At 67.0% G+C, this 25,437-nt stretch carries 14 protein-coding genes; 1 reads left to right on the forward strand and 13 read right to left on the reverse strand.

Annotated features, from left to right (window positions below; translation table 11 throughout):
- Nucleotides 1–1,077: 1,077 nt before the first annotated feature.
- The 13 genes from OXK16_00785 to OXK16_00845 form a co-directional block, all read right to left on the reverse strand.
- Nucleotides 1,078–1,206 carry a hypothetical protein gene (locus OXK16_00785; protein ID MDE0374489.1) on the reverse strand — a complete coding sequence of 43 codons (129 nt, stop codon included), beginning with the start codon at nt 1,204–1,206 and terminating at the stop codon, nt 1,078–1,080.
- 374 nt (nt 1,207–1,580) lie between these two features.
- Entirely contained in the window at nt 1,581–1,820 is a 240-nt protein-coding gene (locus tag OXK16_00790; protein ID MDE0374490.1) for a hypothetical protein, read from the reverse strand.
- A gap of 68 nt (nt 1,821–1,888) precedes the next feature.
- Nucleotides 1,889–2,419: a VOC family protein gene (locus OXK16_00795; GenBank protein MDE0374491.1), complete on the reverse strand. Its 531-nt coding sequence runs from the start codon at nt 2,417–2,419 to the stop codon at nt 1,889–1,891.
- Between the two features lie 611 nt (nt 2,420–3,030).
- Nucleotides 3,031–11,283, reverse strand: a complete 8,253-nt coding sequence (locus OXK16_00800; GenBank protein ID MDE0374492.1) for a fibronectin type III domain-containing protein — start codon at nt 11,281–11,283, stop codon at nt 3,031–3,033.
- 332 nt (nt 11,284–11,615) lie between these two features.
- Nucleotides 11,616–12,902: a hypothetical protein gene (locus tag OXK16_00805; protein MDE0374493.1), complete on the reverse strand. Its 1,287-nt coding sequence runs from the start codon at nt 12,900–12,902 to the stop codon at nt 11,616–11,618.
- Nucleotides 12,903–13,180: 278 nt separating this feature from the next.
- Nucleotides 13,181–15,961, reverse strand: a complete 2,781-nt coding sequence (locus OXK16_00810; protein ID MDE0374494.1) for an ATP-binding protein — start codon at nt 15,959–15,961, stop codon at nt 13,181–13,183.
- Between the two features lie 24 nt (nt 15,962–15,985).
- Nucleotides 15,986–16,327, reverse strand: coding sequence for a hypothetical protein (locus tag OXK16_00815; GenBank protein ID MDE0374495.1), 342 nt, complete (start codon nt 16,325–16,327; stop codon nt 15,986–15,988).
- Nucleotides 16,328–16,378: 51 nt separating this feature from the next.
- A complete protein-coding gene (locus OXK16_00820; GenBank protein MDE0374496.1) occupies nt 16,379–16,744 on the reverse strand; it encodes a hypothetical protein in 366 nt (121 codons plus the stop codon).
- Between the two features lie 330 nt (nt 16,745–17,074).
- Complete coding sequence (locus OXK16_00825; GenBank protein ID MDE0374497.1) at nt 17,075–17,815, reverse strand: hypothetical protein; 741 nt, start codon at nt 17,813–17,815, stop codon at nt 17,075–17,077.
- Between the two features lie 19 nt (nt 17,816–17,834).
- Complete coding sequence (locus OXK16_00830) at nt 17,835–20,495, reverse strand: vitamin B12-dependent ribonucleotide reductase (protein MDE0374498.1); 2,661 nt, start codon at nt 20,493–20,495, stop codon at nt 17,835–17,837.
- A gap of 449 nt (nt 20,496–20,944) precedes the next feature.
- Nucleotides 20,945–21,091 (reverse strand): hypothetical protein, encoded by a 147-nt coding sequence (locus OXK16_00835; protein ID MDE0374499.1) that lies wholly within the window; start codon nt 21,089–21,091, stop codon nt 20,945–20,947.
- Between the two features lie 605 nt (nt 21,092–21,696).
- Nucleotides 21,697–22,692: a nucleotidyl transferase AbiEii/AbiGii toxin family protein gene (locus tag OXK16_00840; GenBank protein ID MDE0374500.1), complete on the reverse strand. Its 996-nt coding sequence runs from the start codon at nt 22,690–22,692 to the stop codon at nt 21,697–21,699.
- Nucleotides 22,677–23,564, reverse strand: coding sequence for a hypothetical protein (locus OXK16_00845; protein MDE0374501.1), 888 nt, complete (start codon nt 23,562–23,564; stop codon nt 22,677–22,679). The genes OXK16_00840 and OXK16_00845 overlap by 16 nt, the downstream gene beginning before the upstream one ends.
- Before the next feature lie 500 nt (nt 23,565–24,064).
- On the opposite strand from OXK16_00845, the gene OXK16_00850 reads away from it, so the two are divergent.
- Nucleotides 24,065–24,307 (forward strand): hypothetical protein, encoded by a 243-nt coding sequence (locus tag OXK16_00850; GenBank protein MDE0374502.1) that lies wholly within the window; start codon nt 24,065–24,067, stop codon nt 24,305–24,307.
- Nucleotides 24,308–25,437 lie beyond the last annotated feature (1,130 nt).

Consider the following 25,437-nt stretch of genomic DNA (forward strand, 5'->3'; position numbering starts at 1 on the left):
CACAGCTAACCGAGGAGGTCGCACCCAGAACCCAAACCAGCTAAAACAGAACCCACAACAGAGGCGACGCGGAACGCCTTCCATACACCACAACCCTGGACGTGACCCCTCAACCGTCTCGGCGTCCGCTCCGATCCGGGCTGCTGGCTGGAGGTTCACTTGGCCGAGACACCGACAAAGCCGTGGACCCGGCTAGGACCGTTACCCTCCCGCGCTGTACGGTCTGCCGCTCGGTCGCTGCTGCTGACCCTCTACGAGACCGGGGATCTAATTTAGAGACCCCGCAGGAAGCGGCGGACGACGCGCCCGTTGCTGCTAGGGGAACAACTCTCCCGGTCGCACGCTCACTCAGGGGACACACGTCCCCGCCGATCACTCTTGGCCCGGCCGGGGCGTGTCAGCGGAGGAAGAAGGCCTTGGCCGGGTGGTGGAGGCTGACTAGCGGCGAATGGCCCGCACCCGGGGGCCGCTTACAGCCCGTCTACCTTGATGGTTTGTGCCGGTACCTAGTCCGAGGAAGATCCCGTAGGCAGTGTCAGCAAGGGAGAACAGCAGGGGGGTGAATGGCTAGCGTGGAGGAGTTGGAGCGATCGGGCGGGTGGACAGAACCGGGGGGAATGGGAACGCGGGACCGGGCACGGGGACGTATGTCCCGATGGGTGGGGGACGTAAGGTCCCCGCAGGGGTGTCAACTGTGGTTGAGAGGCGTAGCCAAGTTTTCGTTAATGTTGGGACATGTGTCCCTGTGGAGGGTTACCGGTGGTGGGAGAGGTAGAGGGATGTGGTCAGGGAACTGGGCAGGGGGGCATGCTGAGACCTTTCCAATGCTTGTAGCGATCGCCCAGCAGTTGGCTGCTGTCGTAACCCGATGGGCCCGCCGCGATGTCCAGCCAACAAGCACATCCGCTACTGCCACAAGCTCGCCGCTGTCGCTTGCTCGGTCGGCCTGGGCCATAATCAGGTGCGGAGGATCGCCAAGCGTCACCACCGTCCCGGCCAGCCACGGCGGGGAGGCCCTAGTGGTCCGTATTAGCCGATTCTCGGCCTCCGAGGTATCCGACGACCGCCGAGAAAGCGTTAGCGGCCCGCTGGGTCGAAGCGCCGCCGATCCCGCACGGTGGCGGCCGCCGCGGCCGCCCGATCGAGGAGGGCCTGGCGGAGCCGGGTACTCCTCCGCCGATTCCCCAGCCCCGGAGACAGCATCATATGCGGACGCCTCAAACTCTAACTTCCCGTTGAGTAGCCGGCCCACCTCGCGGTCTGCCTAGTCGGCAAATTCGGGGCATAGCCAAGCAGTGGCCTGGCGGATCAACACGGCGGCGTCGTTCTCGCCGAACAACCAACCGTACCAAAGGAACACATCGGCCGCGTCCATAGATCGCAGGTCAGCGCAGGCGGCGTGACCGAAGCTCACGACCTCGTATGTGGTGCGGTCGGGTATCTCCGCACTCGGGGACTTGGGACCATGGTCCCAGGAAGGAGTGTTCAGATGCCCACAATGAGACCGTATCCGGCGGAGTTCAGCCAGGAGATGGTCCGCCTAATCAGATCGGGCTCGGAGTGAGGCCTTGGAGCCTGGTTCAGTCTTGGCCGAAGGGCGCCTCGTCCCAACGCCGGTGAAGCTCCGTCGCGAGATGAGCGTTCTCGGCGTTGCCGGGATGGGGGTACCAGCGATCGCCCACGGCTTGGCACCGGGTAGCGAGTTCGATCAGCACCCCGTGGGCTGTGCCTTCACCCCGGGTCAGCTGCAGTGTGTGCTCCGGCGAGAGAACCTCGAGAATGTCGTGCCAATCGGCGATCGCCGTTTCCAGATCGCGCACACACATCGCGACGTGATCGATGTGGACAGCCGGGCATCCGTTTGCCCCTCAGACGGTTCGACGGCAATCTAACATGGCCCGACTCGTCCACTCCGGCGGCGAAGACTCCGACCGAACCCGCCCGGTTCGCCCCGGTAAGCGAAGGTCCCCGCCCGCGAACCAGCGTTCGAAGCGGCCCGCGCCGCGGTATCCACCAGTTCGACCCTCAACCCGTGGGCCGAACGGTGATAGGTGAATCCGGAGGGTTGCTTGCCTGATCTGCTGAGGCCGGCCACCTCGAGAGCCATCCCCCGATGCTCCAGCTGCGCGGCGTCGGTCTCGAGTTGGTGGCTCCACAGTCCGATGTGATGGAGGCCGCTCACCGGCGCCCAGATCGTGTCCGCGGCGCCCTCGATGAGCTCGAGGTGGGGAGGACCTTGCCGGGAGTACGTGAACCGGATCTCCGTCGTCAGGTCACCGGCCGCGACCCGGATGCTGACTGCTCGTTGCTGGGGGCGTGCCCATGTCAGGCCGAGTGCGTTCCCGTACACGCTCATCGCCGTGTCGAGGTCGGGCACCGCGAGCGCGGTATAGCTGATACCCGCGATATCGAACGACATGGTCGGCCTCCTCGTACGGACAGATCTAACTGGAGTTGCCCCGGATTCTGTAGTGATGGCAACCGGGTTTGGTGGGGTGCATCTCACTTGGCCTAGGTGACCTGGCCGCCCGGCATTGGTGGTTGACACGATCTCGTCGCTTTTGTGTACCGGATGGCTTACGGCTCCTTTTCCGCGGCGCTGTGCAAGCCCGCCCTCGAGGGCATGCTCCGGTTCACTTAGCTTGGCTATGAGCGTGCGCGGATGGCTTCCTGGTTGGTGGTTTCCAGTGGTTTGTGTGGTCGGTGAGTTCGATTGGTTCGTGTGGGCATCGCCCGACATGTACTCCCTGAGATGGTGCTTGACCGTATCGTGGTCGGGGTCGTGGATGGCGCTCCCTCTGATGCGCCGTTGGCGCCGTTTGTGTACGGCGTCTTGCCTTTCCGGACGTGGGAGCAGACACATCGGTACAGAGAAGGCCCGGTCGTGTCCTGCTCCATGTTGGCTACCACCCGACCGGTCCTCACGGGGCTGGGGGGTGGTGATCCGCGCTGGGTAAGGGGGGTGTGCACACGGGAGGGGGGGCCCGGGGGCCGCCCCCCTCCTATCTGTGGTGTGGGCGGGTTGGGGGGTTAGTCGATGTAGGTGACGGTGCCTTGTGCTGCGCGGTTGGCGAGGCCTGGTGAGGCCCAGCCGATGGCGAGGCCGAGTTGTTGTTCGGCTCCGATGGCCAGGGTGATTGTGGCGGTTGGTTGTTGGTTGGTGAACACGACCAGGATGTTGTTGCCGATTTCGCCGTCGCGTACGGGGATGAGCAGGACCATCACGGTACGGCCGGGTTTGCAGTCGAGGGTGACCTCGAAGTCGACTGTTGTGTCGCCGCGGCTGGCCTCTGGGCTACTGATCGACAGGGTGGGTTTTGTGGTCCCGCAGTCGGCCAACACCACATCTTGGTCAGGCTGGTCTTGGTCTTGGTCTTGTACGGGTAGGGGGTCGTCGTTGTCGGCGACGGCGACGGTAGCCGCGCCCTGCGACGCCGACACCACATAGGCGCCGCCGACGTTGACCGTGACGGTGACCGAACCGGCGGCCTCATCCGCCTGGTCGTCGGTCGTACCGACAGTGAAGGTAACACTACCCGAAGTCGGGACGGTCACCGTCCGCTGGCCCGTCGCCGCGCCGAAGTCGCCCGAGGCGGTGACCGTGACCGTAACGTCGAGGTCCGCGGACGGCGCCGGGCTGGCCGTCACCGTGAAGGCGGCGCCGCCGCCCTCGGTGATCCCCGAACCACCGCTGACGCTCACCACCGGAATTACCACCGGCGGGTCATCGTCGTCGGCGACGGCGACTGTGGCTGTCTTTGACGTTCCTAGGTCGTAGGTGGTTTCATCGATCAGTGTGACCGTGACGGAGCCGTCGGCTTCGTCGGCTTGGTCGCTGCTGGTGGCGACGGTGAAGGTGGCGGTGCCCGACGCGGGGACGGTCACTGTGCGTGTTCCTGTGGTGATGCCGTAGTCCCCTGACGCTGTGACGGTGACACGTACTGACAGGTTGGACGCAGGCGCCGGGCTGGCTGTGAGCGTGAAGCTCGCCGCGTCGCCTTCAGTGACGCCGCCGCCGCCCGCGATGTTCACTACCGGGACCGCCATCGGTGGCGGGTCGTCGTTGTCGGCGACGTCGGCGGTTTGGGAGCTTTGCGAGCCGATTGTGTAGCCGCTGCCGGTCGCCAGGGTGGCGGTGACCGTGCCGTCGGCTTCGTCGGCTTCGTCGGCTTGGTCGTCGGTCGTGGCGAGCGTCAGGGTGGCGCTGCCCGAGGTGGGGATCGTGACCGTCCGTGTGCCGGCTGTGACGCCGAAGTCGCCGGTGACGCTGATCGTCACCGAGACGTCGAGGGGGGCTGTGGGCGCGGGGCTCGCGGTGAGCGTGAAGCTGACGCTGCCGCCCTCGCTGACAGCACTGCCGCCGCTGATGTTCACCTCCGGCTGCTGCTGTCCTTGGCCCTCCTGGCTCCGCAGGTAGTCGGAGGCGGCCTTGAAGGGGCTGTGCGGCCACTTCGCGGCGTTGTCGTGTATTTCCGACGCGGGCATCGCCGTCTCGCCGCTGTCGTATCCGATGGCGGCCAGTACCCGGTTCCACTTGAGGATGTGGGCGGGGTTGTTGCGCATGCGCGTGTTCGGGGGGTTGTCGCGCACCTTGATGAGGGTGTTCACGACCGTCTGGTAGTCGGTGCCGGTCGGCGGCGGGTCGTCGTTGTCGGCGACGGCGACCGTGGCCGCGCCCTGGGTCGCCGACACTGTGTAGTCGCTGCCGGCGTTGAGCGTGGCTGTCACCGACCCGTCCGCCTCGTCGGTCTCGTCGTCGGTCGTGGCGACGGTGAAGCTGACGACGCCCGTGGTGGAAACCGTCACCGTGCGCTGGCCCGTGGTGGCGCCGTAGTCGCCGCTTTGTATGACCGTGACCGTGACGTCGAGGTCCGCCGCAGGCGCGGGGCTGGCCGTGAGCGTGAAGACGGCGTCGCCGCCCTCGGTCACCCCGCCGCCCGCGCTGATGCTGATCTCCGGTGTCTGCTGCTGCCCCTGGCCCCGTGGCTGCTCCAGGCTCGTCAGGTAGACCGAGGCCGCGTGGAACGCGCTGTCGGGCCACTGGGCCGCGTTGTCGTGGATCTCCGACGCCGGCATGGGCTGCTCCGGCCTGGAGTAGCCGATGGCGGCCAGGACCCGGTTCCACTTGTAGATGTGGGCGGGGTTGCCCTTCACCGCCGTGTTCGCGGGGTTGTCCCGCACCTCGATGAGGTAGTCCACCACTGTCTGGTAGTCGGTGTAGTCCGGGCCGTCGTCGTCGGCCACGGCGGCCGTGGCTGCGCCTTGCGTCGGCGAGACCAGGTAGTCGTTGCCGTCCGCGTCGGCGTCCACCGTCACCGTGACCGATCCGTCGGCCTCGCCGTCCTGGTCGTCGGTCGTGGCGACCGTCAGCGTGGCGTAGCCCGCGGACGGGATGGTGACCGTGCGCTGGCCCACAGCCGCCCCGTAGTCGCCGCTCTGGGTGACCGTGACGCTCACGTCCAGGTCCGCGTCCGGCGCCGGGTTGGCGCTGACCGTGAAGCTGGCGTCCTCGCCCTCGGTCACGTCGCCGTCGGAGGTCACGCTGATCACCGGCACGGACGTGTTGGGCGTGGGCGTCTCGAAGTCCACGGTGAAGGTCTGCGCCGTCGCGCCCGCGGCCAGGGTGGTCACGGTGAGCTGGCCCAGCTTGGCGGGCCCGAGCACGAACACCGTGTACTGCGACTTGGGGTCGAGGCCGGTGAGCTGGTACTCCGTCTCCGTGGTCGTGGCCCACTGGACCACCGGGACGCCCGCGAAGGCCTCGTGCCAGCCGATGCTGTACTGCGTGCCGTCCGCCTTCGGCTTCCAGGCGACGGTCGCCGTGGTGTCGGAGACCCGCTTGAGCTGCACCGCGGGCGGCGGCGGCAGGTCGTTGTTGGCGACGTAGACGGTGGCGTAGCTCTTGAACTTGTTCAGCCGGTAGCCCTCGCCGAACTGCACCGCCGCGCTCAGCATCCCATTGGAGTAGGGGCGGGCGTCGTTTATGGTGGGAATGGTGAAGGTGGCGCTGCCGGTGGTGGACACGTTGACCGTGCGCTCGCCCAGATGCTGCCCGTCAACGACGGACCAGGCGGCCGGGGCCCTGACGCGCACCTTGACGTCCAGCGGCTTGTCGGGCGCGGGGTCCACGGTGACCGTGAAGGTTGCGTCCTCGCCTTCGGTGATGGTGCCGCTGGCGGCGCTGATGGACACCTCGGGCACCCGCTCCACGATCACCGAGGCCGGCTCCGCCTGGGTGGGCGAGCCCGCCGCAAGCGTGGTGAAGCGGATCACCGGGCTGGCGGTGGACAGCTGCGTCGCGCCGTGGTCCTGGTAGTACACCACCGCCCGGTACTCGGTGTCCGGCTCCAGGTCGCGGATGTTCCAGGCCGGGTCGGTGGGCTCGGCCCCGAACCACGCCTCCTCCGCCGGCACCCCCGGGAACGGCGAGGTCGTGGACCAGTAGCGCACCTGGTAGCCCTCGGCGCCGACCACCCGCGGCCACGACAGGTCGATGCCCGAGTCCGACAGATTCGCATACGACACCTCGCCGACGCGGTCCACCACCGGGTCCGGCAGGTCGCCGGGCACCTTCTGGCAGCCCACGCAGGAGCCCAGCGTGCGATGCACGCTGAAGCTCTTGGTGCGCACCGTCTTGGGCGGCGTCTCCGTCGAGATCTGGCTGTCGTTGCGCTCGTACAGCGCGAAGCCCTCGACCTCGAAGGTCACGCCGCCGTAGAAGTTGTCGCCCACGTTGATCTCGATCTGGATCGGCGTGCGGCTGACCGTGGCCGACCCCACCGCGCCGGCCACCTCGTGGGACCGGAACGTGTGCAGCTGCTCGGCGGCGGGGCTGGTGAGCCAGACCCGGTAGGACCGGAAGTACTCCGACGTGCCGCTGTTCGACGGCGCGTTGTTGGCGAAGTTGGCGGTGATATGGATGCGCTTGCTCTGATCCGCCGGCGGGGCGTTCGTGAGCCGCACCCAGAAGTAGTGCGCCTTGCGCCCGTTGTTCAGCGACAGCGGGAACGCCAGCGCCAGCCCGCCGTCCTCCAGCGACGTCCAGGTGGCCCCGTCGTCGATGGAGAACTCCAGGTCCTGCTCCCACGAATCGTCATCGCGGATGATCAGCGGCACATGCACCTCGGGGAAGGCAACGTAGCCGTTGTTCGGCCCCACGTTCGCGGGGTGGTCCAGCTGGGTGGCCGAGTGGATCAAGAACGTCGTGTGGTCGAACGCGTCGCTGTCCTGCCCCGCCGCCACCGACACCGGACGCCACCTGTTCGTCTCGTGCTCATAGATCGACTGAATCACGAACGGGCAGCCGTCGTGGCGGTCCAAAAGCGGCCCCGCGGTGCTGCCGTAGCCGATGTTCATACCGGTTTGGTGCGGCACGTACACGATCGGGTCGCCCAGGTTGAACTCCCTCTGGCTCCCCGTGTGGCACATCAACCGGTCCCGGTCCGGGCCGCCCGCCCCGATGTAGCCCCCGAAGTGGCTGAGCGGCTCCGCCACCTGGTCGGAGACGTAGAAATGGTCGCGCATCATCGGGTCCACCGGCTGCCACTGATAGGTCACCGCGTCGCCGCCCTCGGTCAGCGTGATGGTGGGCGGCGGGTCGTGCCTGGTGTAGTTGGCGACCACCCAGCCCGTGTCGCAGCTGTTGCCCGACACCGTGCCCTCGCAGGTGCGGAACTGCACGAAGGGTTCGGCGGCGCCCAGGTTCAGGCCGATCTTGAGCGAGTCGGCATTGGTGGAAAAGTCGGGAGCGGGGTTGGGAAAGGATGCCATGGAACTGTGGCCGTCGCCGATGCTCCAGCCCGCGGGCAGGCGCAAGCCCTGCCGGCGCTCCGAGTTCGACGCGGTGGCGCGAAGGGTGTACGTGCTGCCCGGCAGCGCGGACGCGTCGTATACCCACACCCAGTAGGTGGTGTTCGGCTCCAGCCGCAGCCCCGACCCGTCGTCGCCCTGGTAGGTGAAGGTGTGGGTCGTGTCCGTGCTCGACACCAACATGGACGGGTTCGCCAGCGTCGCCAGCACCTGCCCGATGCTCGGCGCGCCGGCGTTGTCGGCCACGACCTGCACCCGCAGATCGCGGCTGGCGTCGGAGTCGCCGATCCGGGCGAACTCGATGTCAACGCTGTTGAGGCGGTAGTGGCCGCCGTTGTTGCCCGTCGTGAACGACTGAGCGCGGTCAATCACGCTATTGGAAGCCACTACAGCGCGCGTCGCGCCGTCCGGCATCTCCAGGTTGCTGAGTGTCGCCGGCTCCTGGGGCGGCGCGTTCACCGTGGAGGCCACCCGGAACACCGGCGAGATGCCGTAGAAGGCGTGGTCTTGAGCTTTGTCGACTTGCGTGTGTTGGATGGGGCCCGTGTCCCCGTCCGCGGTCCAGAACCGCCCCCGGACGACCGGTCCGCCAGCGCCCGGAATACCCAGATGATTGGTGGAGTGCTTCGCGCCGTTGGCCAGGGTGCCGGTCCACGGCCAGTCCGAGTCCGTGTCCGGCTCGCCGGTCTCGAAGCGGCGGTCCGACATCGCCCAGTTCTCCCAGGTGCTGGACCAGAAGCCCGCCTTGTTCGCCGCGACGCGCTGGCCGTTCAGCCAGAAGATCGGAACGTCCGGGTGCCCGGCGTCGTTGGGATTGGTCCGGGTGTGGTCGCGGGCGTCCACCGCAGCGGTGGAGCCCACCACCCGGAACTTGCCGGCGTAGGGCCGGATGGCGGCATGGCCATCCAAGGCCGCGCCCTGCACGAAGGCGTCGTAAACGTCGATGTCGGAGGACGTGGCGTCGAGCCAGTCGTCGGTGATGAACAACAGCCGGAACTCGCCGCCCCCGCCCACACCGGGGGGCTTCAGCGGCCAGTCGAAGGGCACGGTGTAGGAACCGTCCGAGTTGGGCACCAGCCGGCCGTTGACGCCGACCGGCAGCACGTAGCTGCTGGGCTGGGCGACCCAGCTGCCCGAAATACGCCGCAGAGAGTCGTCCTGGATGCTCCAGCCGGGCAGTGCGCCCGCCTCCTCGGCGTCGCTCTGCGTCAGTTTTACGGAGGTGTTTCCCTGCGTCAGCCCGGTTCCGTCCAGCACCACCCAGTACCTGGAGTTCGCCTCCAGCGCGAGGCCCCGGTGCGTGAAGCGGTAGGTGCCGGCCTGGCGGTTCACCCAGTCGGGATTGTCCAGGGTCGCGACGACCGCGCCGGGACTCCCATTGGATCTCCCATTGGAGTCGCGGTTGACGGTGACTGTCAGCTTCGAGCTGAAGTCCTCGGTGGACCGGTTGAAGGCCACGTCCACGCTGGTCAGGACGCCGGGGTTGGGACCGGTGGTGAACCCCTGCGCCACATCCACGTTCAGGCCGTAGTTCGCGGGGGCGACCTGGCCCAGATTGCTGACCAGCGGCGGGTCGTCGTCCCACACCTTGACCGTCGCCGACGTCAGCGAGATCAGGTCGTAGTCCGTCCCGTCCGCCAGGGTCACCGTGACCGAGCCGTCCAGCTCGTCCACGCCGTCGCCGGCGGTGGCGATGGTCAGCGTGGCGCTGGTCTCGCCGGCCGGGATCGTGACGCTGGTGGGCAGCGCGGTGCCGTAGCCGAAGTCGCCGGTCGTGGCCACGCTGACGCTGACCGGCAGAGCCTCAGCCGGCGCGGGCCTCGCCTTCAGCGTGAAGCTGGCGCTGCCGCCCTCGGTCACGCCGCCGCCGCCCGTGACGCTGACTTCCGGCGTTCGCGTCTTGCTGACGCCGCCGAGGCTGATGCTTATGGACTCACTCGGGGAGGTGCCCCATCCGCCTGTCGAGGAAAAGGATCTATCCGAATAGCCGAGTCCGATGCTCCAGCCGGGCAGGGCTCCGCTGTCCTCGTTGTCCGATAGCGTGTTGTTCACAGAGCTGCTATCCCGATTAACGCTCATATCGATCACGAGGAAGTACGTGGTGTTCGCCGCAAGGTCAATGCCCGCGCTGGTGAAGGTCAGCGTCTGGTCCGAGCTGGAGACGGGAAAGCTGGCGGGGTTGGTCAGGGTCCCGAGGGAGCTGCCCGGAGAGCTGCTGGACTCGGTGTAGATGCGGGCGGTGAGGTCCGAAGAGCTGAAGCCGCTTTGGATAGCGTTGAATTCCACGTCAACGCTGCGCAGGCTGTAGCCGTAGCTGTTGGAGCCGGTGGTGAAGGCCTGAGCGATATCGTTGTCCAGAGATACATGACCATCGTCCGACTGGCCGGTGTTGGCGACGAAGGTCTGCGTCACGATGGCCGTGCCCTGGATGGTGATCTTGCGGGACAGGCCGAAGGTGGTCCAGGAGCCGCCGCCGCGGTTTCGCCACTGGGCGTCGTCCGCGATGCTGAAGCCTGGCGAGGCGCCGGCGTCCTCGGCGTCCGACGCCGTGTTCTGGATGGTGTTGGTGCCGCTGGGAGCGGCGGTGACGTCCAGCACCATCCAGTAGGTGGTGTTCGCGGCGAGCCGCAGGCCCGCGTGCGTGAAGCTGTTCGCGCCGGCGGTGATCGTGGCGGGCTTGGTCAGGGTGGCGACCACCGCGCCCGGCGCTCCGCCGGAGTCCTCGTTGACGGTCACCGTCACCTTCGAAGCCAGCCCGCTGTCACCGACCGCCGGAAACTGGAGATCGATGGCGGTCAAATCGTATCCGCGGGCGTTGCTCCCTGTCGTGAACGCCTGGGCGTGGTCATGGGCTACCAATGAGCCGGTGCCGCCGTTCGCCTGGCCGAAGTTCGACACCAGCGGAGCGCGCTTGCTGACGCCGCCGAGGCTGATTTTGAGTCTTGAAGTGGTAGATAAGGTGTATGCGCCTGTTGAATTCCAGGTTCGGAGACCACTCCTGTCCGCGATGCTCCAACCGGCCAGGGCTCCGCTGTCCTCGCTGTTCGAAGCCGTGTTGCGTACAGCAGAACCAGAATTTTCGACGCTTGTATCGAGAACCAGGAAGTACGTGGTATTGGCCGCGAGGTCGATGCCCGCGCTGGTGAAGGTCAGCGTCTGGTCCGAAGTGGAGGCGGGAAAGCTGGCGGGGTTAGTCAGGGCGCCCAGGGAGCTGCCCGGAAACCCGCCGGATTCGGAGTAGATGCTGGCGGTGAGGGACGACGAGGCGTCGACGCCACTGTCGATAGAGGCAAACTCCACGTCAACGCTGCGCAGGCTGTAGCCCGCGCCGTGGCTGCCCGTGGTGAACGACTGGGCTAGGTCATTCAACAGGACACTGGTATCGCTGTCCACCTGACCGAGGTTGCTGACGAAGGTCGTCTGCGTCGTCTGCGCGCCGGCCGGCTGCGCCGGCGTCAGCGCGGCCAGCGCCACCAGCAACGCAAGCACCGACAGCCCGCCCCGCCTCCACGACCGAGGATTCAGGCTAGCGCCCGCGGCGTACCCCATACCTACCGACAACAACCCACAAAACACACGCACCATCACCTCATAACCCCGCTTCCCTTAGCCAACAGAACACTCCGCACACCAGGCCGCCGCTTTTGCCAGGATCTCTTTCTCCTCGCGCAGGATCCGACACTCCCGCCGCAAGTGGCGCAACTCCTCACGCTCCCCAGTCGTTAGGCCCTCACGGCGGCCGTCATCGATGTCGGCTTGGTTCACCCAATTACGGATCGTCTGGTCAGACGGCTCGAACTCCCGGCTCAACTCACCAGGCGTACGACCAGCCCGCACCAGGCGAACCATCTCCCGGCGGAACTCTTCGGGATACGGTCTCCTCGTTCTCGGCATCTGAACACTCCTTCCCGGGACCATCGTCCCAAGTCCTCGAGTGTCCACCAAAGCGGGTCAACCTCAAAGTCTGTCATGGCCGCGCCCTGTGCGCCGCAGTCGCGGAGCACGTCCAGGTTCGTGCCGGCCTGCGAACGGATACCGTCGACGAGGAGCTTCTGGGCAGCTTCGATATGGCAGCGGTCGTCTAGGGCTTGGCCGAAGTTGAGGTGTTCCCAGGGCGTGTGAACCACGCTGTCCAACACCACCTGCATAGCCGCAGCGGCGTCGAGGCCTCCGCCGTCGGCGTCGGCGATCACCCCGAACGTCAACCCGTCGGCGAGTAACTGTCTGGTCTCAAGAGCTCCGGCGTAGTAACCCGAGAAAGCTGCGGGGGTCAACAGGAACCAGCCCAAGGAGAACGCCAGCAGGGCGAAGACGACCGAACTGGCGGCGTCGGCCACCCGTCCGCGTAGGAGTTTCCATCCAGCCGTCGTAGCGAGGAAGAGTAGCCCGACCTCGTAAAGGCGCAACCCCTGCACCACCTGCGTCTGAAGGAGGAGCGCCAACTCGCCGGGGATCCCGGCCAGGATGGCGGTCACGCTGCCGGACGTGGCCCAATCGAACGCCCACATCGCCACCCGCAGAGCGACCAAACCAGCCTGCCATACCAGCGTGAGTACCAACCCGAGGAACGGGCTAGTCAGAGTTTGCAACCCCAGCTTCCCCTCCGCCTTATGGAACATGTGGTACGTCGTTACCGGGAACGAAGCCGAGGTGCGCGGAGCGGACGCCGAGTTGAACCAGCCCCTCGGCGCTTCGAGGGTGGTCAGCTTCGCGTACGTGCTCCGGACGCAGTTGGCGCGCATGTTCACGGTCGCAGGCAGGCTTTGGGCGTCACGGAGGTAGCCGGGCGCCACCGTAGTCACTTCCGAAAGCGGGGCGTCCTCGGGTAGTAGCTCGCAGCCCGCCAGTTCCTCCATCAGGATCTCCCGTGGCGTACCTGCCGAGGAGTTACACCAGGCAGTGTCCAGATAACCGCACTCGGAGGGGATGTCGGTGAGCCCTGCCAGCTGGTGGGGGCAGACCACCCGACCGCCCATACCCGGCCCGTTCGACACCCACTCGCATGACAGCTCAGCCGCCGCCGGCGAAGGCGAGCCCGCACCGATGGTGCAGTCCTCGTCGTTGCCGGACACGGCGGTAGAGAAGCAGTCCAACAGCCGTCCGTTCTCCCCCGGTGCCCTAACGGACGAAGGGAGAGAGGCCGGGTCGCACTCCTCGCCTCCCGTCCCCCCGGCCATCGCAGCCGCCCAACACCTGTAGTCGCGCTGAGTCATCGGGGCGGACGGTGCCGGGTCGTCATCTGTGGTCGTAGGGGCGGCACCCGGTGCGTCCGGTGCTACTCCCGAGGGCTGGGCAGATGCCGGCGCGGCGCCAGCAAGGAGGACAACCGTCACCGCCGCACCCAAGATCCCCAGGAGGGGACGTCTCATAGTCATCTCTGCGTTACCAGCGCCGGCGCCGGTGTGGTGTCGATAGCCGCCGCGGCGCGGGGGTCTGCTGGCAGAAGCACGTCGACTACGCCCAGGCGGCCGTATATGTCCCGCCAGAGCATCGTGCCCGTAGGCAGGTCGGTCAGCAGGGGAGCGGCTATGTCGGGGTCGGCGCCGGCGAGTGCGGCGGCGGCGGTCGCCGCCTCCGGGTTACGGGAACGGAACACAGCAACCTGCCCCAACAGCTCGCGCAGTTCGGTGGAGGCGAAGTCGTTTGCCGACTGCGTGCCGATCCACACGCCCGTGTTGTGCTTACGCCCGTCTCGTAAGGCCTCTACGACCGAGGCCTGCGCCTTCGGGTCCCGAACCAGCGACCATGCCTCGTCCAGAAGCAGGGCGGCGAAGCGGGGATGCGCAAACGTCGCGGCGTGGCCTACCAGCAGCGTCCCCAACACAACCGCAGCCGCCGCGATGTCGGCGGCGGTGTCCGTTGTGTCAGCCAAGGCCAGGCCCGGGGCGTGGAGCACCACCAAGTCGGCGGACAAGTCCGCCGGCCGCCGACGCGGGTCGAACAATGCCCCAGCGACTGTGTTCTCAGCGAGGTGTGCGATGAGGTTGCGGTGCTCGGACCACACCGCTGGGGGAGTGGTCTCGTCTCCGTCGGCGGCTTTGTCCATCAACTCCAGCAGCGACTGGCCGTGGCATCGAGCCGCGGCCCGGCCCAACTGGGTAGCCACCGTGGAGCGGGCGTCAAGGTCGAGAACGTGGGACAGCAACCGGACCGCGACCTCGGCTGCGGCCCTCCGGTCAGAAAGCGTCCGGAGGGGGTCCAAGGAGACCGACCCCTCAGTGACGTCGATCACCTCCACCTTCAGGTCGGTGACCTGGCCAACAACCTCGGCGAACGACACATACTCGCCCACGTCGCGTTCGCTGCGGTCAACGACCACGCACTGACCCCCAGCAGCGAGAGTCGTCCACAGGCACCGCTTCAAGAACACGGACTTGCCGGACCCCAGGCTGCCGACCACGCCGATCGAGGGGGACTGCGGTTCAGCTCCCACAGATCTGGCACGGGGACCCAGCGTTGGGTCGAAAAGGATTGGTTCCAGCCAGCCGCGTTCGTCATGCACGCCCAGCAGAGCGCCCTGCGGGTCGCCGAGGCGTGATTGGAGCAGCGGACCTAACCCGGCCAGCCCGTCGGAAAGCACCACCTGCATGTAGTCATGCAGGTAGCGGGCCGAGGACACGCGGGGAAGCCACACTCCCCGGGCGGCGATCTGGTCTCCGGATGGGACAGCCACGGACATGCCCACCGCCGCCGCCCGGGCTTCCAGCCGGTGCATGCGGGAGCGGAGCGTCCCCACGGCCGCGGCTACGTCGTCGCCTACCACCCGCACCGCCGTGGAGAACAGGACACAGATGTTGTATTCGTCGCTGTCGGTGCGTGCCGCCAGCGCCTCCCGCTGACCTGCCACCTGCTCGACAGCTAGACGCAGCTCCGGTGGGGCCCCGGCAGGGTCTCCGTCATGCTGTGACCACTGGCCGGCGAGTTGGCGGTCCAGGTTACGGGCCCGGGCGGCCGCTACCGCGTGGGGAGTGACGGTCACGTCCACAAGCCAATCCCAGGGGTCCTCGAGGGCGTCCAACGCCCACAACACTTCGCCGCCGCCAGGTACCGTCCACGTGGACGGGATCTCCGACAGCGCAGCAGTTGTGTGGGCCACCGTTCCGTGACGGGTAGCGGCCAGCACCACACCACTGGTCGGTTCGCACCACTCGGCAGCGCCGCGGTGCCACGCAGACGCCCCTTCCACCATGCCCCGACCGACTGTCAAAGCGTCGGGTCGCGACTGGGGAAGCATCAAGTGGGGATAATCGTCAGGCTCCGTCGGCTCCCGGGGAGTCGTAGCCCCGAAAGGTACCCGTTCCAACAACGCCGTCACCTCGTCCAGGGTCGCCGCTCGGAGCGGCACCGACCCCGCCGCGCGGGACACGACCTGTTCGGTCCGGGCCGCCAGACGCTCCCAGCCGATAGCGTCGGCTCGGGCAGCCCGCGTGTACCCGAAGGTACGAAGCGCGCGGTGCCACCAGCCCACCAGGTTGGAACCCATAGGTACGTGCCCGGCCTGCACCCACAACCAGAAGCGCCGCTCGGTCAGCTCGGCGGAGCGGATACGCGCTGTCTCAGCGGCGATCTCGGCCTCCCACGACGTCGCCTGCGAAGCGCGGCGCATCCGGTCGGCGACCGTGCCGGCGCTCAACTGCTCCACAGTCGAAAGCAGGCGCCACCGCTCCCCGCCCACGGCCAGGACCAGCTGCTCCACCGCGCCGAGGGACCGAAGCCCCTCGGCAGTGTCAGCCAGCAGCCCGTAGTTGGCGGGCTCCACCGAGAACAGCAGCCACACCGAATGGTCGTCGCCGACCGCGACATTGCCGGCCACCAAGTCGGCGGAACGGTTCGTCAACTCCTTGTGGGACTGGCGGTGCATCCAGAAACGCACCTTGCCGCCAGCCCCCGCAGCGAACCCGCGGCCGTCCACGCTGACGCGTCGCAAGGCCCGACCAACGGCAGCTGCGCCGCCCAACAGAGGTACCAGCACCCACGCGGTCATCCCCAGCCGGACGAGGAACAGGCCGACCATGAGAGCCGCCATGAACACGGCCACCTGTGGGAGCGTGAACGTCCACGGGAGCGTTAGCCCTGGGATCCTGCCCAGCTCGGTCGGGCGGCGGCGGGCTGACGTGAACGATTGGCACGTCCGGCTGCCCTTCTTCGCCATTCTGTTACCTCCCCACCAAGGCGGCTAGCAGGAGCCGGGGCTGAACTCGTCGTCGCAGGGGACGGTGGTGGGGGTGCCGCCGCCTCCGGGCGCGGTCGATGACTGGCCGGGGGCGCTTCTGCCGGTTACCTGCTCGATGGTGATCGTCTCGTTGCCGAGCACGTCCTCGCCGAAGCGGTTGGCGACCGTAGTCATGTTCGCTACCAGTACCATCGCTCCGATGCCTACGGCTGCCATGCCCAATACGGCGGGAGCTGAGCGGGTCTTGACAAACGCCCACAGCATCAATCCAGCGGTGGCGAAGCCGAAGCCGACCATCACCAGCACCTGGTACTTGTACATGAGGTTCACTATCACATCGACCATGGTTGGCTCCTCCTTCTTGGTTTGTGCGGCTAGTAGCCCGGGATCCCCGTCTCAATCGAGGGCAGCGGCCACCAACCGTCCGTCGGTGTACGAACTACCTGCCAGCTGGCCAGCCCTGGCCAGGCGGCGCGCGAACACGCGGGTACGGTCCTCAGGGGCGAGCAGTTCGTCCGAGACCACACCGCCGCACATGTCCGCCAGTTGTGCCACCGTGTCCAGCGTCCCGCCTCTCCACGGAGCGTCCGCTGGCGGTGTCCACTCCCGGACCGGAGCAGCGTCACCTCCGATAGTCGGGGGCGCCGCTGCCTCGGGCTCGGTCGCCGCTACCTCCACGGCCGCCACAAGTGCCTCGAACATTTCGTCGGACAGGGCAGCGGCCGGGGAAGCGGTACTAGGGCTGATAGTCGCGTACGACATGGAGACAACTGTGCCACCGCACCCCCGAAACCCGGTCGCGCATCCACCCCTCCGCGGTCGCGCTCAACCGCGACCGGTCGCGCATCCGCCCCTCCGCGGTCGCGCATCCACCCTTCAGCGGTCGCGCATCCACCGGCTGGGCCACCGCAGGGTTTGTTTCAGCCAGAAACATGTCACCATTAGCGCACGCGGTATCGGCTCGCTCAGGGCGGTCCAGTAGCGATGTTCAGGCCGGGAGCCCACCCCGAGCTGTGCTCGAGATCGAGGGGGGAGCCGCAGGAGGTGGAAAGCGACCGTTCGTTCGGTCGGGCGGTTGGTTTGCCGGTGTCGTCAGAGCACCTGGCCGGCTGTGCCCATCTGGCGGGCCGTGGGGAGGCGCTCGGGGGTGGCCAGGTCGCCCAGCCCGTAGTACCACACACGGTCCACCACCCACAGGGTGTCGCCGTGTTCGTCGATGAGGGGGATCGTGTCCGGGTGTTCCCGACGCTGTTCGGCGGCTCGGTCCCACAGTGCCACCTGGTGGCCGGCACCGATGATCGCTTCGGCTGCTTCCTCGGCGGTCACGAACTCCGCTCCGTAGCGGCGACTGTTGGACGGGTTCGCGGCGTCCACGACGCTGGCCGACCAGTGCGTGCTTACCCCCACTAGTCGCGCCCGACCCGCCTCGGTGGTCGCGCAGAAGCGGTAGGTGCCGTCAGACCAGTCGGTGGACAGTGTGTAACCACGGGGAGCGAGCGGAACGTGGTAGGAGACCCGAGGTGGCTGCCCGCGGTCCCATCGTCGCCGGGCTGCGGCCCGGCGGGCCTCCCGTTCCCGCCACCGGTGGATCTCGTCAGCGTTACGGTAGGGCACCAGGTCGTAATGACGGCTGAGTACCGCCGCTGCAGCAGCCGGTGTCCGGTGCAGCCCGGGCAGCACTCTCGGTTCGCCCTCTCCCGTGTTGGCGGTGCCCCAGCGGTCACCTCGTCCGCTGATCTGCACATGGCCGGCATCGGTGGAGGCTATGAAGTGGAGCGGGCCGTCGCCCGGGGAGGCCTCCAAAAGCATGAACGGTGACGGGGTGATCGCCATTGTGTGGGGTGGGCTCTCCTCAGCTGCAGCCGCTCGTCGTTCCGCACTGGCCGCAGGAGTAGCATGAGCCAGCCCGGACCATCTGGATTCCGCAGTCCTGGCATAGCGGCGCAGTCGATGCGTGTTCCGTCACGGTGGAGACTACGCCGGCTGTCTCCAGACCGGGGATCGGCCGGGCGCCTCTCTCGGCGGTGGACAGCACGCCCAGTCCTTGACGCGTGTCTTCGTCCAGGAACCGCAGGGCCATGATCCGCATCAGGAAGTCGGGTAGCGACGTGGCCACCCTCACGTCAGGGTCGTCGGTGACCCCAGCTGGCTGGAAGCTCATCCCTTTGTAGGCCCGGACGTAGCTCTCGAGGGGGACACCTCGCTGGAGTCCGTGGCTCACGGAGATCGCCCAGGAGTCCAGCAGGCCGGCCATGGTCGAACCCTGCTTGCCGCCGTTGACGAAGACCTCGCCAGGCTGTCCGTCGTCATATAGGCCGACGGTCAAGTACCCGGAGTAATCGGCTACCCGCCATGCGGTTGTCCACGACTGGCGGCTGCGGGGCAGTTCCCGGCGTTCCGGCAACTGCGGGGGGCTGTCCGTCGTCCCGGAACTGGTGTCGGTAATGGTCATCGGCTGGTCCGACTTGGAACCGTCCCGGTAGATTGCTACCGCCTTCAGCCCGAGTTCCCAGCCCAGCTGGAACAGTTCCTCCACGTCCTCGACGGTCACGTCAGCATCGAGGTTGACCGTCTTGGAAATCGCCCCCGAGAGGAACGGCTGAACCGCTGCCATCATCCGCAAATGACCCTGCGGCGAGATACGGTTGTCGCCCATCGCGGTAGCGAAGACGTCGAGGTGTTCACCCAGCAGACCCGGTGCGTCCACGGCCGAGCCGGTACCCTTGATGTGCTTCACGATGGCCGAGGCCGTAGCCTCGCCGTAGCCCAAGGTCTTGAGCGCACGTCCCACCGTCCCGTTCACCATCCGCAGGGTGCCGCCGCCGACCAGCTGCTTCCACTTGAGGAGGGACAGGTCGGGTTCGATCCCGGTGGTGTCACAATCCATCATGAACGAAATGGTCCCCGTCGGCGCCAAAACGCTTATCTGGCTGTTACGCACCCCGTACAGCCGGGAGCGGTCCACCACCCGGTCCCACATCGCCTGAGCCGCCGCAACGATCTGAGCGGGAGCGAGCGGGCCGATCTTGTAACTGGCTTCCCGATGCATCTCCAGCACCGCCCGCATCGGCTCGGCATTGTCGCTGTACCCATCGAACGGACCCAGCTCGGCAGCCAGTTCCACCGACTGGTCGTACGCCACTGCCGACATCAACGCGGTCACCGCCGCCGCCCAAGCACGGCCAGCGGACGAGTCGTAAGGCAGGCCCAACGCCATCAGCGCCGCGCCGAGGTTCGCGTAGCCGAGCCCGAGCTGCCGGTACCGGCGGGTGCGGTCACCGATCTCCTTAGTCGGGTAGTCCGCGGGGATCACCACCGCGTCCATCGCGGTGATCATCGTCCGAACCGTATACTCGAAGCCGTCCAAGTCGAACGCGCCGTCGTCGCCGACGAACCGGAGCAGGTTGATAGAACTTAGATTGCACGCTGTGTTGTCGAGGTGGACATACTCGGAACACGGGTTCGAGCCGTTGATCGGCCCCGAGGCAGGACAGGTGTGCCAACGGTTGATCGTCGTGGAGTACTGCACACCAGGGTCGGCGCACTCCCACGCCGCCTCGGCGACCTGCCGCCACACATCCCGAGCTCGCACCGTCTTGGTCACTTCACCGGTCGTGCGGGCCACCAACTCGAACTCGCTGTCGGCCATCACCGCCTCCATAAAGGCGTCGCTGACACGCACCGAGTTGTTGGCGTTCTGGTACCGCAGCCCACGGTCGGCGTTCAAGGACATGTCCCACCCAGCGGCCGCCAGGTCGCGGCTGCGGCGTTCCTCGATTACTTTGCAGGCGATAAACTCCTCGATGTCGGGATGGTCTACGTCCAGAAGCACCATCTTCGCCGCGCGCCGTGTCTTACCGCCCGAGCGGATCGCGCCTGCGCTCGAATCAGCCCCCGCCATAAAGGACACAGGCCCGGACGCTACCCCGCCGCCGGATAGCTGTTCCATGCTGCCCCGGATGGCGCTCAGGTTGACGCCGGCGCCCGACCCGCCTCGGAAGATCAGCCCCTCGGTCTTGATCCAGTCCAGGATCTCCGGCAGGGAGTCCCCCACTGGGAGGATGAAGCAGGCTGACACCTGTTGTGCCCGGTCTTCACAGCCGAGGTTGAAATACATAGGCGAATTGAACGCCGCCTCCTGCCGGGCTAATACCTCCCACAGGTCGATGGCGAAGCGGTCGGCCTGCTCCCCCTTGAAATAGCCGGCGTCATGCGCCCAACCGGTGATCGTCCCCACCACACGTTCCAGCACCTGCCTCCACGAAGTCTCACGCTCAGCGGTTCCGACCTTCCCCCAGAAATACTTGGACGCCGCGATCTGACAGGCCTGTTGCGACCAGGCGGTGGGGAACTCGACACCTGCCTGCTCCCACACCACCGTCCCGTTGCCGCCCACGATACGCAAGTCCCGGCGGGACCACTCCACCGGCTCCGCATTACGTACCCGGCGTGCCAACGCACCCCCCGGGTCAGCCTTCTTTCCGCTGTTCAACACCACAACCGGCGCCCGCATCCGTTACCTTTCGTCGCTATACCACGAATGAGACCACACAGGGGGTCTCGGAGCAGTCGCGGATCCACCCCTCCGCGGTCGCGCTCAACCGCGACCGGTCGCGCATCCACCCTCCCGCGGTCGCGCATCCACCTAGGTTTGGAGGGCGGCGAACGCATGTCCCGCGGAAGCGGGCGGCTCGGCCAGTCGGCCTGCGTTCAGTACCAGACCCTGCCGGTGGGTGTCATACATCCCGGCCGCCACTACTGAACACGGCACGCACGGACAAGTCCCGCGGTCGCTAAAGGGACCAGCTAGGCGGACGGGAACCCCCACCCAGTGGCGCAGCCTCTACACAGCGCCCAGCCGTCCTCGACCGGGATCGGGTACGCCCTGTCCAACTCGCGGCAACAGACGTCACACACCTACTTAGAACGCTCCGCCGGGAGCTACACCACCTTCACGCCGGGCTACGTCAGAACCGGCGAACCCCACTCCTCCCTGTGGCCGTCGGGTTTCAGCACCAGCACACGTCCACCTCCCGCATCGAGTGACACCACCGCCGACCCTGCGCCCTCTGGCAGGTCCGTCAAGGAGTCGAAGTCCGAGCCGCTCACAGTGCCCTCCGTTATCCGATCTGGAAGGCAGCCGCCAACTTGGCGGAGTCCAATGCCGGCGCCACCGGCTCCACTTGCCCCGGCTGCTGCCTCAGTCGCTCCGCCTGCTACGTCCGTCCTCCTGCGGGCTCGCCCCCACTGCACCGCAAGCAATCAGGCATCGGTGACACCACGATCCGGAGCAACCGCCCGACCACTACCAGATCGACATCTACCGCGCCGGCGACCTCAGCGTCGACGCAGCGGTACAGAGCGTCCTCGTCCAAGACGTGCTCGGCAGCCTCGACCCCGCCCCACTCAACCTAACCCTCTCCTCGATAACTACCGCGCATTAGGACAAGCACCGCGGGTAACTGCCCAGCGGTAGTAGCGTCGGCTCCGATGCGCGTGACTGTCACCGGAGCCACTGGATACACCGGCCGCCACATCACCACCCTCCTTCTGGCTGCTGGCCATCAGGTGCAGTCGATTACCGGCCGCCCCGGTCCGGTGGTAGTGGCCAGAACTCGGCCATAATCGTCCGGAAACGACCCCTAGATCGTTAACCAACGTAACCCACAAGCCCAGGAGCCTCCATACGGCCCGCAAAAGAAGGCCCTGGCACTTCAGAGCCAACCCGGCCCCAGATCTGACGGGTTCCTGTGCGGGTCGTCGCGGGTGAGGGTGGACAGCGCCTGCCGCTCGATCTCTGCGATCTCTTGGCCTACCTCCCAGCTGAGAGCGCCCCTGTCGTCGGCGTAGCGGTACAGGTCGGGGGTCATGTGAGCAGCCACAGTGCGACACAGCCGGTCCACCTTCGGCAGGTAGCCCTCTACGAGGGCCTGCTTCGCTGCGTCGGGAGGGGCTGTGGGCAGCACCAGGGAGCGAAGAACGAACGGAGCGGCGCGCTTGTCGGCGGTCAGCTCGTCGATAGAGGCCGCAGGCCCGCCCTGTCGGCGGCGGCTACCGCTCACCATCCCGGCGTAGCTTTTCAGCACCCACATCCGGGTGACGAGCTGCGGGTCGTCGATTCTGGTGCTCAGAGCGGCCAGGTCGTACAGGTCACGGACGAGAGGACGCTCCTGCCAGCGTCCGAGCTTCTCCGCCACGTTCTCGTCTGTGCGCATCACCGGGACTGCGAACACGGGATCGAACGGGTAGGCGGCCTGGACTGGCGTGTCGATGAGGCTGCGTTGTTCGGGCGGGAGCCAAAGGCCTCGGGTGGAGAAGTCTATCTTCGCCTCGAGCTGCCCGCCGTCGAGCAGATCCGTGGCCACACGGGTGCTGTAGTGCCCCCGGCGTTCGTGTGACGTGAACTCGAAGTGACGGAAGGCCATACCGTCGATCTCCTCAGCGACCAACTCTTCGGCGCCTTCCTCAGCGTCGAAGTCAAGGTCGAAGGAGAACCGGCTCCGATGCCCGAGGTGGTACTTCCGCAGCGCCGTGCCGCCCTTCAGCGTCAGGCCGACCGCTTCGTACACGCCCCGCTCGTGAAGTCCGTAGAGGAGATGATCGAACGCCACGTCCAGCACCGCCGCTTCCTCGACAACCGACCCCCTCTTGGCGACGGCGGGGTAGGTCTGCTTGATCGCTGTGGCGAGGCGGCTCAGTCGGACTCCCATGTCTTAGGCGGCTCGAACGGCTCGAAACCAAGCTTCGGGCACCACCACGCAGGAAGCAGGTAATCGACAAGTTCGTACTGGGGTAGCCGCACGGGGCTCTCCCACACCGGCGTCGGCCAACGCCGCTCCCGCCATCCGAGCACATAAGGGCCCCGACCGCCTGCCGGCGCCGCAGCGGCGAGAGCGTGGCCGAGATCCGGACGCTCCCCCACATCAGCGAGGTAGCCGGTCTTCATCCACACCGCCCGAGGCCTTCCCTCCAGCTCGGCTAGCAGCAGATCGAGCTCGAGGTTCTCGCACACCGCCCACAACCACTCCTGCACGTCCTCCCAGCAGATACGTGAAGGCCGGGCTGCGAGGTAGCAGAGCAGCGTTTCGGGCTTCCACATCGGCAGCCCCAAGAACTCGTCAAATCCGATCTGAGGGTCCCACCGATGAACGGCGAAGTCGGACAGACAGCGGGGAACCTTGGCGCCGGGGGGCATACCGATGTCCGACTCGACGGGCCGCCACAGCCAGTTATGGAGCATGGCCACCGTCTTGCCGGCGATGCACGCCGGCGTGTCCGGCCGCACCCGCATCCGAGCGTGGAGCTCCAAATACCCCGGCGCACGGGGAGCGCCCAGCCGGGTCCCAGAGAACCCCCACACACCGCGAGTCCGCATCGGGAACAGCCACCCCGCCTCCCGCAACGCCCGGGCGGTACTCTGCGGCGCCCGGCCGGGAAGCAACTCGGCCAGATCACCCAGAGTGACGATCACCCGGTCCTCATCCCGCAGAGTATTGACCACCGGGACGAGCGCGCCCCTCACCGGCCGCGTGTCCGGCAAATCCACCAGGTCGGGACGCAACTCAACTGTGAGAGAACTCATAGCCATCAGGGTACACGTAGGCGCCGCTTAGGAGCTACCCGATCGCGCCTCGGTTCCTCCGCTGCTGGCTGCCTAAGTTGGGGCTCCTACCACTCAGCAGGAGCTAACCGGAAACATGTGCTCCACCAACCGCCCGGGCATCTGCCCTTCGTCGTGGTAGCGGGAGGCGTTGCCACAGTCGTCCCATGGACGGCGCTAGACCAGTTCGGTACGTGGTATGTCTTTTGTCGTCTGCCTGTAGGCGGTGCGTTCATCATGGTCAGCACCGCCACAGGGGTTGACGCCTACCGTGGCCTTGGCTCCCAGGGGCCCGTGCTTAGAGGCGGTCGAGGACGGACCTGACGGCTCGGGCCTTGTGGGCGGCGGTCGGCAGAGGGGTCTTTGGAGCTGCCAAGTGTGGTCAGTCAGAGCTAGACCGCCGCCGCCTACCCCGCTTGTTGTCGGAATGCACGGGGTAGTATCGCCGGGACATATGTCCCACCTACGGTGGGGGAGGGGGAGTGATGTACCCAGCGGACGATCCTCACAGCCTCGTGCTCACGGACCTGCTCGGCCTCTGGGCGGACCGGGCGGACCGCATCCGCGAGCAGCGCAAGGCGACCACAGCGTTCCGCCGCGCCCTCGTATCCGCCGTAGTCGCCGACGAGGTGCCAATACTTCAGGTAGCCAAGGCCCTCGGCATAAGCAGTCGGGGTGTGCGGCGCCACTTGGAGGCGGCCCGCTCCCTACCCGACAGTTCCTGATGCGCCCGACGCGGCCCCGGAGTCGTTGCCTCTGATAACACTCACTCCAATAGCGCTGGCACCTCCTCCCTCCTTCACCGCCGAAGCCACCTCCACCACATTCGCGACGGCGACTACCGCCCCACCGCCGCCGCCCGAGGCGCAATTGGTGGACTCGACCCGGCTGGCCGTAGCTGCTTAGGTGTGGGGAGGCTACGACCGGGACCTGTTTCCCACACTGGAGCGACAGCGACGGAGATGGATGCCACTCTCTCCAATAGGTGCTGACACGCGACTCGGCCATACGCCAACCATGCATCCGGACCCGGGTGTGCCGGGTCGTGATGGGAGTGGTGGTCGCCCGGCGATGCCTAGGGCAGCCCGACGTCGCCAAGCTGCACATTCGACCACCTCGTGCCCCTGGTTGAGGCTTGGGAGTCGGGCGCCCGCATGTGGAACGAAGCGGACCTGGAGGCTCTCGCAACGACACCGCCGGGCTGGTAGCGGTCAGCGCCGCGGCCAACACCGCCAAGGGGCCTCCTACCCCACGGACTGGCTACCCCAAACGAGTACGTGTGGTGCACCTACGCCGCGGTGCGGATAGAGCACAAAGCGGCGTGAAACCTGACAGCAGACCAAGCCGAGTAACGACACCCCTCGCCGCGTTAGCAGTCCGGCGCAACACGCCGCCTCTAGCTGACCCCGAAGGCCTCCGCCAGCGCCGGTGCACACAGCCGCGGACGCGTCGGAGCGGCTGCGGGCCACCCTGGCAGAGAACTCCAACGCCTTGACCTAGACCCTGGTTGAGGAGGCAGGCGGATGCCGCAGTCTGGTAGACGCTGGATGGTCGCAGGCGGAGATAGCACGGCGGGTGGGCCGCTCGAGAGCCCATGCGTCCCGCAGGTTGCGGATCCTCACCCTGCCCGACGAAGGTCAGACAATGGTCTTCTGAGGGACGCTGACCGTCGAGTACGCCTACACCCTGTCGCAGCTCGTGGCTCAGGATGTGGACGCCGAGGACGTCACCGACGCGGCCGGAGCGGATCGAGCACATCCTCCACAAGCCGGCCGGGGAGGTGTGGTCAAGATCGTGGTAAAGTGGAGTTGCCCCGCTTTCGTGGACAGTTCGCGATTTGTTATCCACAGGGTGG

It is taken from the genome of bacterium (assembly GCA_028821235.1).
In the GTDB taxonomy this organism is placed as follows: domain Bacteria; phylum Actinomycetota; class Acidimicrobiia; order Spongiisociales; family Spongiisociaceae; genus Spongiisocius.

Coding starts and splice junctions, on each gene's coding strand:
- OXK16_00795 (MDE0374491.1), bottom strand. CDS start 2,419: ATGTCGTTCGATATCGCGGGTATCAGCTATACCGCGCTCGCGGTGCCC.
- OXK16_00825 (MDE0374497.1), bottom strand. CDS start 17,815: ATGGCGATCACCCCGTCACCGTTCATGCTTTTGGAGGCCTCCCCGGGC.
- OXK16_00815 (MDE0374495.1), bottom strand. CDS start 16,327: ATGGTCGATGTGATAGTGAACCTCATGTACAAGTACCAGGTGCTGGTG.
- OXK16_00820 (MDE0374496.1), bottom strand. CDS start 16,744: ATGTCGTACGCGACTATCAGCCCTAGTACCGCTTCCCCGGCCGCTGCC.
- OXK16_00845 (MDE0374501.1), bottom strand. CDS start 23,564: ATGAGTTCTCTCACAGTTGAGTTGCGTCCCGACCTGGTGGATTTGCCG.
- OXK16_00840 (MDE0374500.1), bottom strand. CDS start 22,692: ATGGGAGTCCGACTGAGCCGCCTCGCCACAGCGATCAAGCAGACCTAC.
- OXK16_00785 (MDE0374489.1), bottom strand. CDS start 1,206: ATGATGCTGTCTCCGGGGCTGGGGAATCGGCGGAGGAGTACCCGGCTC.
- OXK16_00810 (MDE0374494.1), bottom strand. CDS start 15,961: ATGGCGAAGAAGGGCAGCCGGACGTGCCAATCGTTCACGTCAGCCCGC.
- OXK16_00830 (MDE0374498.1), bottom strand. CDS start 20,495: ATGCGGGCGCCGGTTGTGGTGTTGAACAGCGGAAAGAAGGCTGACCCG.